Origin of the sequence: Sporosarcina koreensis (genome assembly GCF_001531445.1) — a bacterium.
GTDB lineage: Bacteria > Bacillota > Bacilli > Bacillales_A > Planococcaceae > Sporosarcina > Sporosarcina koreensis_C.
The window spans coordinates 22,038-34,108 of the sequence record NZ_LQYA01000031.1; the positions used below are offsets into that span (position 1 = coordinate 22,038).

The 12,071-nt window shown below is 44.5% G+C and carries 13 protein-coding genes, 1 pseudogene and 1 riboswitch; all 14 genes and pseudogenes read right to left on the reverse strand.

Annotated elements, in window-relative coordinates:
* Nucleotides 1–11: 11 nt before the first annotated feature.
* The 14 genes and pseudogenes from sufU to AWV70_RS05605 all read right to left on the reverse strand — a co-directional run bounded on the left by sufU (nt 12) and on the right by AWV70_RS05605 (nt 12,054).
* A complete protein-coding gene (gene sufU, locus AWV70_RS05545) occupies nt 12–452 on the reverse strand; it encodes a Fe-S cluster assembly sulfur transfer protein SufU (RefSeq protein ID WP_060205029.1) in 441 nt (146 codons plus the stop codon).
* Nucleotides 452–1,672, reverse strand: coding sequence for a cysteine desulfurase (locus AWV70_RS05550; protein WP_060205030.1), 1,221 nt, complete (start codon nt 1,670–1,672; stop codon nt 452–454). Before AWV70_RS05550 ends, sufU begins: the two co-directional genes overlap by 1 nt.
* Nucleotides 1,672–2,976: a Fe-S cluster assembly protein SufD gene (sufD, locus tag AWV70_RS05555; protein WP_060205032.1), complete on the reverse strand. Its 1,305-nt coding sequence runs from the start codon at nt 2,974–2,976 to the stop codon at nt 1,672–1,674. The genes AWV70_RS05550 and sufD overlap by 1 nt, the downstream gene beginning before the upstream one ends.
* An 18-nt stretch (nt 2,977–2,994) precedes the next feature.
* Nucleotides 2,995–3,774 carry a Fe-S cluster assembly ATPase SufC gene (gene sufC, locus AWV70_RS05560; protein WP_060205034.1) on the reverse strand — a complete coding sequence of 260 codons (780 nt, stop codon included), beginning with the start codon at nt 3,772–3,774 and terminating at the stop codon, nt 2,995–2,997.
* A 273-nt stretch (nt 3,775–4,047) separates the two neighbouring features.
* Nucleotides 4,048–5,247 carry a dicarboxylate/amino acid:cation symporter gene (locus tag AWV70_RS05565; protein WP_060205036.1) on the reverse strand — a complete coding sequence of 400 codons (1,200 nt, stop codon included), beginning with the start codon at nt 5,245–5,247 and terminating at the stop codon, nt 4,048–4,050.
* A gap of 154 nt (nt 5,248–5,401) precedes the next feature.
* Nucleotides 5,402–6,256 carry a MetQ/NlpA family ABC transporter substrate-binding protein gene (locus AWV70_RS05570; protein ID WP_060205038.1) on the reverse strand — a complete coding sequence of 285 codons (855 nt, stop codon included), beginning with the start codon at nt 6,254–6,256 and terminating at the stop codon, nt 5,402–5,404.
* A 55-nt stretch (nt 6,257–6,311) separates the two neighbouring features.
* Nucleotides 6,312–6,980 (reverse strand): methionine ABC transporter permease, encoded by a 669-nt coding sequence (locus tag AWV70_RS05575; RefSeq protein WP_060205040.1) that lies wholly within the window; start codon nt 6,978–6,980, stop codon nt 6,312–6,314.
* A complete protein-coding gene (locus tag AWV70_RS05580) occupies nt 6,973–7,983 on the reverse strand; it encodes a methionine ABC transporter ATP-binding protein (protein ID WP_060205042.1) in 1,011 nt (336 codons plus the stop codon). Before AWV70_RS05580 ends, AWV70_RS05575 begins: the two co-directional genes overlap by 8 nt.
* Nucleotides 7,984–8,078: 95 nt before the next feature.
* Nucleotides 8,079–8,183, reverse strand: a riboswitch (SAM riboswitch).
* Between the two features lie 56 nt (nt 8,184–8,239).
* Nucleotides 8,240–8,539 (reverse strand): thioredoxin family protein, encoded by a 300-nt coding sequence (locus AWV70_RS05585; protein WP_060205079.1) that lies wholly within the window; start codon nt 8,537–8,539, stop codon nt 8,240–8,242.
* Nucleotides 8,540–8,560: 21 nt separating this feature from the next.
* Nucleotides 8,561–8,902, reverse strand: coding sequence for a toprim domain-containing protein (locus AWV70_RS05590; RefSeq protein ID WP_060205044.1), 342 nt, complete (start codon nt 8,900–8,902; stop codon nt 8,561–8,563).
* A 112-nt stretch (nt 8,903–9,014) separates the two neighbouring features.
* Nucleotides 9,015–9,398, reverse strand: coding sequence for a glycine cleavage system protein GcvH (gene gcvH / locus AWV70_RS05595; protein ID WP_060205046.1), 384 nt, complete (start codon nt 9,396–9,398; stop codon nt 9,015–9,017).
* Nucleotides 9,399–9,459: 61 nt separating this feature from the next.
* A pseudogene (locus tag AWV70_RS24360) lies at nt 9,460–9,576 on the reverse strand (ArsC/Spx/MgsR family protein); the annotation flags it as partial.
* Between the two features lie 580 nt (nt 9,577–10,156).
* Nucleotides 10,157–11,074, reverse strand: coding sequence for an oligopeptide ABC transporter permease (gene opp4C, locus AWV70_RS05600; protein WP_060205048.1), 918 nt, complete (start codon nt 11,072–11,074; stop codon nt 10,157–10,159).
* Between the two features lie 14 nt (nt 11,075–11,088).
* Entirely contained in the window at nt 11,089–12,054 is a 966-nt protein-coding gene (locus AWV70_RS05605; protein ID WP_060205050.1) for an ABC transporter permease, read from the reverse strand.
* Between the last annotated feature and the right edge of the window lie 17 nt (nt 12,055–12,071).

Here is a 12,071-nt window from a genome sequence, read left to right on the forward strand (position 1 = left end):
CGATTTCGGAATCATTGTTCGGACTCTTCAGTGACCCCTTTTTCCATTGCTTTCCATGCTAGTGTTGCGCATTTAATGCGTGCAGGGAATTTTGCTACTCCGGAAAGGGCTTCGATATCGCCAAGGTCGACAGAATCGTCGATTTCCTTGCCGAGCATCATGTCAGAAAATATATGAGCATACTGAACTGCAGTATCCACATCCTTGTTTTTGATGATTTGTGTCATCATCGAAGCGGATGCCATGGAGATCGAACAGCCTTCCCCTTCAAACTTCGCATCCTGTACAATGCCATCTTCGACTTTTAGAGTCAAATGGATGACATCTCCGCACGTCGGATTATTCATGTCGATTGTGACATTGTTCTCTTCCAGTACACCTTTATTCCGTGGATTTTTATAATGATCCATGATGACTGAACGATATAGCTGGTCTAAATTGTTTGTAGGCATTATTGGAAATACTCCTTTGCGATACGGAGTCCTTCTACGAGACGGTCAACATCTTCTTCTGTGTTATACACATAGAAGCTTGCACGGGCTGTCGCTGAACATTCAAGCCATTTCATAAGCGGCTGCGCACAATGATGACCTGCCCGCACTGCGATTCCGTTCATATCTAGTACCGTGGCAAGATCATGCGGATGGACATTATCCAAATTGAACGTCACGATGCCGGCACGTTTCTTCGGGTCATGTGGACCATAAATCGTCAGGCCGTCCATCGTTGACATTTTCTCCATAGCATAACCCGCAAGCTCATGTTCATGCCGTTCGATTTGATCTAAGCCGATTTCTTCCAAAAAGTCGATGGCGGCGCCTAATCCGATCGCTCCTGCAATGATCGGCGTACCACCTTCGAATTTCCATGGAAGTTCTTTCCATGTTGATTCGTGCAGACCGACAAAGTCGATCATTTCACCACCGAATTCAACCGGCTCCATTTCGTTCAATAACTCTTTCTTTCCATAAAGTACACCAATCCCCGTAGGGCCGCACATTTTATGGCCTGAAAAAGCGAGAAAATCGCAGTTCAATTCCTGGACATCCAATTTCAAGTGAGGGGCAGCCTGCGCACCATCGACAACCATGACGGCTCCATGGGCATGCGCAATCTCTGTAATTTCCTTGATCGGGTTCATCGTGCCGAGCACATTGGATACATACATGATCGATACGATCTTTGTGCGATCAGTGACCGCTTCCCGCACTTTATCAAGGGAGAGAGTGCCGTCTTCCTCTAGAACGATATACTTCAGGACTGCGCCTTTTTCCTTCGCCAATTGCTGCCACGGAATAATATTGGAATGGTGTTCCATATGGGTGATGATGATTTCATCGCCTTCGCTGACATTCGCACGTCCATAGCTTTGGGCGACCATGTTGAGGGCTGTTGTTGCTCCGCGAGTGAAAATCACTTCCTGCGTCGATTTCGCATTGATGAACTTACGGACTTTTTCACGCGCCCCTTCGTAATGATCGGTAGCCCGATTGCCCAATGTATGGACTCCGCGGTGGACGTTCGCGTTATCATACGAATAATAGTCATTGAGTGCCTCAATGACTTGCCGCGGCTTTTGGGAAGTCGCGGCGCTATCTAAATAAACGAGCGGGTGCCCGTTGATTTCCTGGTCAAGTATCGGGAAATGTTTGCGGATCTCTTTGCTGAGCATTAGCGCACTTTCCTTTCAATTACCTCCGTCAATTGCTTCTTGACGCCTTCGATCGGCAATTTGCTTACGACAGGTGCAAGGAAACCATGAATGACAAGGCGTTCTGCTTCCTGTTTCGAAATGCCGCGGCTCATCAAGTAGAACAATTGAAGCGGATCAACACGGCCTACGGATGCAGCGTGACCTGCAGTAACATCGTCTTCATCGATCAAAAGGATTGGGTTCGCATCTCCACGAGCTTTTTCACTCAGCATCAAAATACGTGATTCTTGAACGGCGTTCGATCTTGTAGCACCTTTTGCAATTCTGCCGATGCCGTTGAAGATTGAAGAAGAAGATTCCTTCATAACACCATGCTTCAGAATGAATGCATCCGTATCAAGTCCCCAATGGACAATTTCAGAAGTGAAGTTCTGCTTTTGGCTTCCACGGCCAACAACGACAGTTTTCAAATCGCTTGAAGAACCGTTTCCGACGAGGTGCGTGATGTTTTCTGAAATCGTATCGCTGTCATTCATCAATCCTAATGCCCATTCGATACGGCTGTTCAAACCGGCTATTCCGCGGCGGTTGACATATGTCGTGAATCCTTTTGCAAGGACGTCCACTGCGCCGTAGATGACCTTCGCATTATCGCCCGTAAAGACTTCCGCGATAATATTCGCTTGTCCTGCTGCCTCTTCGACCGTGGACAAATAGTTCTCCACATATGTCACTGAGCTGTTCGCTTCAGCTACGACTATCACGTGATTGAAGAGAGATGCTTGTGCATCATCATGTAAAAACAGCACTTGAAGCGGCTCTTCAATGACAACATCTTTCGGCACATAGACGAAAACGCCGCCGTTCATAAGCGCTGCATGCAATGCAGTCAATTTATGTTCATCCACTTTCACGCCATCCGTCATGAAATACTTTTTCATTAAGTCGGCATGTTCGCGTGAAGCAGTGAAAATATCTGTTAGGATAACACCCTTCGCTTTCAAATCATCTGAAAGGGAAATGAATGCAGGTGTATTGTTACGTTGTACATAGATGTTGCTTTGATTTTCTTCGACCAACTCTTTCGCTTCTGCTGGCAAATCTGCAAGTGTAGCAAATGTCGTGCTTTCCACTGAATGCGCAGGGAAATCAACAAAGTTCCACTTGTCGATTTTTGTTTTATCTGGTGTCGGCATCGGAAGCTGTTCCACTTTCGCTAACGCATCTGCGCGGAATTCTGCCATCCAATCGGCTTCATTCATGTTTGCGGAAAAAGAGCGGACGTCCTGTTCGGTCAATGCCATTTTTGTTTCAACCGTCATTTTGAATCGTCCCCTTTCTTATGCTTCTTGTCCAACTGTTTCGTCTTCGATTCCTAATTCTTCTTTAATCCACTCATAACCGCCCTCTTCAAGCTTCTTCGCTAGTTCGGCGCCGCCGGATTTCACGACTCTACCTTGCATCATGACGTGCACGAAGTCAGGTGTAATGTAGTTGAGCAGGCGTTGGTAGTGAGTGATGATCAGGCAACCGAATCCTTCTCCGCGCATTTCGTTGATTCCTTTTGAAACGATTTTCAAAGCATCGATGTCAAGTCCGGAGTCAATTTCATCGAGTACAGCGAATTTCGGATTCAACATCATCAGTTGAAGGATTTCATTGCGTTTTTTCTCTCCACCCGAGAATCCTTCGTTCAAGTAACGTGTTGCCATATCTTGATCCATTTCAAGGAGGTCCATTTTGCTGTCCAATTCACGGATGAATTTCATAAGGGATATTTCATCGCCTTCTTCACGGCGCGCATTAATTGCTGAGCGCATGAAGTCCGCGTTTGTTACGCCTGTGATTTCGCTTGGGTATTGCATCGCAAGGAAAAGACCTGCTTGTGCACGCTCATCCACTTCCATTTCAAGGACATCTTCGCCGTCAAGCGTAACAGATCCGGAAGTGACTTCGTATTTCGGGTGGCCCATGATTGCGGAAGCAAGTGTCGATTTACCGGTTCCGTTAGGTCCCATGATCGCATGGATCTCACCTGTATTGATTGTTAGGTTGACGCCTTTCAATATTTCTTTACCTTCAATTTCGACGTGAAGGTCTTTGATTTCCAAAGTTGCCATTCCAATACCTCCAATATGATAAAGATGAACGGGGTAAACCATTCTCTATTTAGTATCATTCTAATTTTAGCTCATTCGGCAGGTTGTTGCAAATCATTAAGAATTATTATCGTTTTATGATGAAATTACGATTAACTCAACGTTTTATATTATTATTTGTAAGCAACCCATTTTCAATTATCGCAGGCTTACTGAGAATCAATAAAAATATTTTTTTATCAAAATAAAAAGCAGAAGGCAGGAAATATTGAATTCCTTCTTCTGCTTTTTAGATTACTTCGTTTCAACGCCTTTTACTTTTGGAGTTAGGCGGTCGACAATCATGGCCAGGGCTCCGTCTCCGGTTACGTTTGTAGCGGTGCCGAAGCTGTCTTGTGCCATGTAAAGTGCAATCATCAACGCTACCATCGATTCGTCAAAGCCCAGCATAGTGCCAAGAAGTCCTACTGCGGCCATTACAGCTCCTCCAGGGACTCCTGGTGCAGCGATCATCGTGACGCCAAGCATGAGGATGAACGGCAGATAGCTTGCGAAACTGATCGGCATGCCGTTCATAAGCAGGACGCCGATCGAACAGGATACTAATGTGATCGTACTCCCAGACAAGTGGATCGTTGCGAACAACGGAATCGTGAAGTCCGTCACTTTTTCCGATGCCCCTGTCTTTTTCGCCTGTCTCAATGTGACTGGGATTGTTGCAGCCGAGGATTGCGTCCCGATTGCTGTCATATAGGCAGGTGCCATCGTCTTCATGAGGAAGAATGGATTCTTCTTGGAAAGGGTCCCGGCAACTGTATACTGAATGACCAACATGAGCAGATGCAAAGCAATGACCATGACAAAGACGAGAGAAAAGACTGATAAGACCTTCGCGACTTGCCCGCTATATGTCATGTTAAGGAAAATACCAAAAATATGGACTGGCAACAGCGGGATGATAATGAAAGAAATTACCTTTTCAATAAGGACATTCAACTCTTCAAAGAAGGAGAGCATTGTTTTGCTGTTGATGGATGCCATACCGATTCCGAAAATGAATGCAATCAGCAATGCCGACATAACGCCCATGATCGGTGTCATTTCAAGTTCGAAAAATGCTTCTGCTGGGGACTTCCCTGCATTTGCAACAGATTCAGAGCCAATGCCGCCAACGAAATTCGGCAAGATCGTCATTGCTGCAAAAAATGCTAAAATACCTGCCGCAATCGTAGATGCATAGGCAAGCACTGTAGCCAGCCCTAACAGTTTTCCGGATCCTCTGCCCAGTTTCGCTATTCCAGGCGCAATGAATGCAATGATGATAAACGGCACAACAAAGTTCAGAAAACCTCCGAAAATCATGTTGAACGTTGCGAATAACCTCGTAAATCCATGTGCAAAACCTTCATGTATTTCTGGGAGCAACATACCTAGCCCCACTGCAAGCCCTATAGCGATGATGATTCGCCATATGAGGCCTATTTTCCACTTCATAATGTGTCCTCCTCAAATGTACAAATGTTTATAAAAACAACAACACCACTTTACCATAGTAAAGGAAAAATAGGAACACCTTTATTAACTTTTATACATTTGAATTAGAAAAAAGCCATCTGCATCCTATTCGGAAGCAGACGGCTGTTCTTGATTATTTTACCGGAACGACGGAGCCGCCCCATTCTTTCAACATGAACTCCTGGATTTCCTTGGATTGCAACACTTCTACAAGTGCTTTGATTGCGTCGCTGTTTTCATCACCTGAACGGACTGCTACGACGTTGACATATGGTGAATCAGTCTTTTCAAGCGCAATTGAATCTTCCAGCGGATTTATACCTGCATCAATTGCATAGTTTGAATTGATAAGAAGTGCGTCGCCTTCGTCATTTTTATAAAGCGTCGGCATTAGAGCTGCTTCATAATCCGGTTCAAACTTCAGATTCTTCGGGTTGTCCACGATGTCCCCTAGTTCAGCTTTCACTTTTTCTACACCTTCAGCAAGTGTGATCAATCCTTCTTTTTCAAGCATTTCAAGCACACGGCCATGATCCGAAACCGAGTTGCTCATAAGGACCGTCGCACCGTCCGGCAATTCAGTTAAAGATTTATATTTCTTCGAATAAACCCCCATCGGTTCGATATGGATTCCTCCCGCGTTGACAAAGTCATAGCCAAAATCAGCAATTTGACTTTCCAAGTAAGGGATGGTCTGGAAATAGTTTGCATCCAATAGACCTGATTCCAAGTCCTTATTCGGCAATATATAGTCCTGATATGTTTCGATTTCCAAGTCATATCCTTTTTCTTTCAACATCGGCTTCACTTTTTCCAAAATGACGGCATGTGGCGTGTTGGATGCGCCGATGACGATTTTCGTACTTTCTTCTTTATCACCTGCCGCATTATTGTTACCGCTTGTATCATTTCCTTTATCTTTCGTTCCGCATGCTGCCAAAGCAAGCACAAGAACAGTCAGTAGAATTGCAGACAGTATTTTTTTCATAATTCCTCTCTCCATTCTTAGATGATGTTTATAATGAACAGGACATCCCTGTAAATTATCGCTTATCCAATTTTTTGACGGCAAAATCTCCAATGATTTGGATAATAAATACGATGACCAAGATGATGACCGTTGCGACAATCATTACATCGGTGCGGCTCCGCTGGAATCCTTCGTAGTATGCGAGGTTTCCGAGCCCGCCGGCGCCAATGACACCTGCCATCGCCGTATAGCCGACAAGAGCAATTGAAGTTACCGTGATTCCTGAAATGAGGGCCGGCATCGATTCAGGCAGCAATACTTTAAAGATGATCGTGCTTGTTTTCGCACCCATCGATCTTGCTGCTTCTATAACGCCTCTGTCTATTTCACGCAAGCCAATCATGACCATTCGCGCATAAAACGGGGCAGCCCCGATGACAAGCGCTGGGATTGCCGCTTCAGGACCACGGATCGTCCCAACGAGAAGGGTTGTGAACGGGATCAGTAAAATAATTAATATGATGAAAGGGATCGACCGGAATATATTGACGAACGCTCCGGTAACGCCATACACCAATTTATTTTTCCAAAGCTGTCCTGGGCTCGATAAAAAAAGGAGGACACCGAGAACTAGCCCGAAAATGAATGTATATAAAGTTGAAAGCCCCGTCATATATAATGTTTCAACAGTCGCTTCCCACATTTTCTCCCAATTGACATTTGGAAATAGATTTTCAATCATTGCCGATCACCTCTGTCTGCACATCTAGTTCATGGAGATAGGCAATTGCCGTATCAATATCATTTTTATTGCCAACAAGCTGTAAAATGAGCGAGCCATAAGCGCCACCTTTTGTATGGGAGATATTCCCTTGGACGATATTAACGTCAATATCGAACTTCCGGATCAAGCTAGCCAACACGGGATGTTCTGTCTTCTCTCCGACGAATGCAAGTTTTACAAGCGTGCCTCCTGGTATATGCGCGAGAACTTGTTCAGTTCCTGCCGGCTCCGTCACTTGCGAAACGAACCGCTTCGTAATCGGTGCTTGCGGTGACTGGAATACTTCAAGCACTGGACCGATTTCCACTACTTTACCGGCTTCCATGACCGCCACTCGATGGCAGATTTTCCGGATGACATGCATCTCATGTGTAATCAATACGATGGTCAAGCCAAGTCGTTCATTGATATTTGTCAACAGATCGAGAATCGCATCTGTCGTTTCCGGGTCTAGCGCAGAAGTCGCTTCATCGCAAAGCAGCACTTCAGGATCGTTCGCCAGCGCGCGGGCAATTCCAACACGCTGCTTTTGACCTCCGGAAAGCTCGGATGGATAGGCATTTTCCCTGCCGCTCAGTCCTACGAGCTCGATCAGCTCCGCCACTTTCCGTTCGCGCTCCGCTTTTTTCACGCCCGCAATTTCAAGTGGAAAGGCTATATTTTGCTTAACAGTCCGGGACCACAGCAAGTTGAAATGTTGGAATATCATGCTGATCTTTTGCCTTGCTTCACGCATCTCTTTGCCAGTGAATGCCGAAATTTCACGGCTCCCGATTTTGATTGTTCCCGTTGTCGGTGTCTCAAGGCCATTCAATAAGCGGATCAATGTACTTTTCCCTGCTCCGCTATAGCCGATGATGCCGAAGATTTCCCCCTCCTCGATCGTGAGGGACACGTTGTCCACCGCTTGGATTTCATTCGCCCGACCAAAACTTTTTTTGACGTCTTTCAATTGGATCATCATAATCACCTCTACACTATCTTGTCCAAAATAAAAACCTTTCTGCAGACAAGCAGAAAGGCTAAAACGTTATATCGAATAAACGTCAATCCGATCTCTCATCTCTCAAAGCAAACGCTTTGCGTGACTTGGCACCATTTCACTTTCGTGACGGTTGCCGGGCTTCATAGGGCACTTCCCTCCACCTCTCTTTATAAGAGCGACATATTCAGTTAAAGTTAATAGATATACTTATACCATGGGCCGCGAACTACTGTCAACCTATTATCTCAAGAAGATGAGGAATAGAATGGAATGCGTAAATTTTATGGACCACTTCCCCATCCTTCTGAACCAATAAACAAGGGACGCTTTCAATTTCATAATCGACAGCAAGATCCTCTATATAATTCAAGTCCGCCTTTCCAATAGGCAGGTCAGGTTTCATGGCAGCAATCACGTCCATCATTTTTGAAGCCACTGCACAAGTTCCGCACATGGGCGTATATAAATAAAATACCGATTCAGGAAAATCGCCTTTACTATTTTCCCATTGTTCACGTGTCCAGCTTTCAATATTGGCCACTCTTCATCACCTTCAAAGTAAAAATTCGGGATGCACTTCAAAACTTGCGGTAAGGAGGATGGCTGCAAGCACCCTGTATGGAGTCGTTTCAACTTGGCGGTATGTCCGCTCCGTGTAAAGATGGATCGCTTCGGGGCATTCCCTTTTGAATAAAGTTCGGATTTTATCCCCGGATTCATCAGCATCCAGAAAAATGAACAGCTCGCACTCTTCATAAGACATAAGCATTTCCTCAATCCGATAAGGGCTGATTGTCCCGTTCGTGCAAATGATTTCAACCGGCTCCGCCAGCACTTTTTGCAGCCTTTTCCGGTCTGACCCGCCTTCGACGATCAATACTTTCCGACTTTCCACTTGCCGGCCATCCTCCTTTGACAAAAGCGTAGAGCTTCTGACGCCAGAAATCTAGACGTGCGAACGATGAAAAAAAGCGCCGGAGTCATAGATCCAGGCGCCTCTTTACCAATTACTCGCCGACAGTCATTTTGTCGTAGTCTTCAGCTGACATAAGTGCATCGAGTTCCGCATCATCTGATGCTTCCACAACGATCATCCAAGCGCCTTCATATGGAGATTCGTTCACCAATTCAGGGCTATCTTCCAATTCTTCGTTCACTTCAACGACTTTACCACTGATCGGAGCATAAAGTTCAGATACAGTTTTCACTGACTCAACGCTACCGAATGGCTCGTCTGCCTTCACTTCGTCTCCAACTTGCGGCAATTCTACGAAAACGATATCGCCAAGCTCAGATTGCGCAAAATGTGTAATACCGATACGATACTTTCCACTTTCGTCCTTTACCCACTCATGTTCTTCTGAATAACGAAATTCTTTAGGTGTGTTCATCCCGTACCCCTCCATAAGTCTACAATTATTGATTTCCATTCAATTTTGACATATTCACATGCTAAAGACAAGAAAGTATATTAGCCTCTTCAAACTGGTCTACCTTAAAGCCGACAGTCACTTTCGAACCATCTGTCACAATCGGTCATTTCAGGAGCATACCATCCGTAGCCAATAGCTATAGTATTATTCTTATAATATCATATATAACTTCTTCCTTATATAGATAATTTTCCATGAAGCCAGCTATCTCATTACTTGTAGATAAAGCAAAAGTGATTGTCTAGAAAGTCGCATACTAAAACAGGCGAAGCAGAAATATCGATTTTCCCTTCACCCGTTTTAGTATAGTATTAATTAAAAAAGCTACAGAAAATATCGTCACGAAGTTTGATCAGGATAAGGCAATCAACGATTACCGGGACCTATGCAACGATTGTACAACCCCTTTCCAGTAGATTTCTATATAAGTTGAAATAATTAACTTCTTCTAACCGTTGATTTCCGTTCCGAGCGGACGCTTTCCGCAGGCACGGCTTCAGCCTCCTCGGATGTGCTCCCAACGCTGCGCTTTTGGTCGCAAAAGCCGTTCTTCGTGACGGCTTTTCCTGCGGGGTCTTCAGCTCGCGCTGTTCCCGCTGGAGTCGCCGCTCTGCACTCCAATCAACTAAGTTAATAGGTAAAATAATAAGTTCAACTTATATAGTTGAATAGATGCCTACCGATAGGGAACCATTTGTTTTTATTTGATATACATTTTATCGTCTATCACTCTTTGGATCAAACGCGTCTCTTAGTCCGTCCCCAATGAAGTTGATACTGAGTACCGTTAGGAGAATTGCGAGACCTGGTGGAATCCATGCTTCAGGATGATACCGTAGTATACGTAACCCTTGTGCCTCTGAAATCATATTTCCCCATGTTGGCGTCGGTTGGGGAATGCCCATGCCGATGAAGCTAAGTCCGGATTCGACGATAATCATTGCAGCCATTAATAATGTCGCGTTTACAATGATCGGCCCAATTGCATTCGGTAAAAAGTGTCTAAAGATGATTCTGAAGTCGCTTGCACCAATTGCCCTTGCACCAAGGACAAATTCCTGTTCACGTAAGGAAAGGAAAGTACCACGAATAATTCTCGATAATGTCGGCCAGCTTGTAACTGCAATAATGACTACGAACAGCCCGATCGTAACTTTTTTCAAAAGTGCAATGATTGTCAGCGCCAAGACGAGAAACGGTAAAGCTAGAAACAAATCCGTGATTCGCATAATGATGCTGTCGATTTTGCCGCCGTAGTAGCCACTAAGTGTCCCAAAAATCATGCCTAACAAGACGGTGAAAACCATTGTGCTAATACCGATGGTCAATGAAACTCTTGCACCGTATAGCAATCTAGAGAAATTATCGCGACCCGAGCTATCCGTTCCTAGAATGTGTTCTTTGCTTGGTTTTTGCTCAACCTTTAAAAGATTATGCTCTTTCGGATCATGGTCCGTCAAGAGAGGCGCGAAAACCGCTGACCCAATGATAATGATGAGAACAATCATGCCTGCGATGGCGAGCTTGTTTTTCAGGAAACGCCGAAGAGACAACTGCAAAGGACTTCGATGTTTCCTTGTTGTTTCAATCTCGAGTTCATCATGTTGATTTTCTTTTTCATTAACAGTATGCATATATTCTCACCACCTCAGTCATAGCGAATCCTCGGATCTACGACGCTATATAATATATCTGCCAACAAATTCCCTACAAGAATTGCAACTCCCAATAAAAGAGTAATCGCCATAACAACTGGATAATCTCGGTTAATAACGGAACCGATGAAAAGTGTGCCGATACCAGGGAAGTTGAAAACCTGTTCGGTAATAATTGCTCCGCCAAGTAAAGGGCCAAGTTCCATGCCGAGTAATGTGATAACCGGAATTAGCGCGTTGCGAAGTGTATGTTTGTAAAGAACGTTATTGTTCGACATCCCTTTTGCTTTGGCAGTTCTAATATAATCACTGCCAAGAACATCCATTACTTCAGATCGCATGTAACGCATATAACTAGCTGTACTTGCCAACCCAAGCGTCAACCCTGGTAAAATCATGTGATGTATTCTATCTTTGAACTCTGCAAAGCCTGTTAGTTTATTGGAAGAAAGAGTCCCTTGTGCAGGAAACCATCCTAGTTTGATGGAGAATAAGTAAATGACAACCAGACCAAAGAAAAAGTTTGGAACGGCTAGTCCGAAAAAGCCGAATGTCGTTGATCCGTAATCCAACAGTGAGTATGGACGGCGTGCGGAATATATCCCGATAGGAATCGCGACTAGTAAAGTAATAAAGAGTGCGAATAATCCTAAATATACAGTGTTTAGGAAGCGCTCTTTAATTAGACTCTCAACGGATCTTCCTTTATAAGTAATCGACTCACCGAAACTGCCTTGTACAATTTTTTCTGCCCAGCGCAAGTATTGGACTGGAATTGGTTTGTCCAAACCAAGCTCTGCTCGTTGTTTTTCATATATCTCCATACCGACTTCCGGATCAAGAATCTTGCCTGAAAATGGATCACCAGGAGCTGCCTTTGCTAAGCCGAAAACGATGATTGATAATGCAAGTAACATTGGGATGAATTGTAAGACTCGTCTTATTATATATTGGTACATTCGTTTTCCCCCTACCT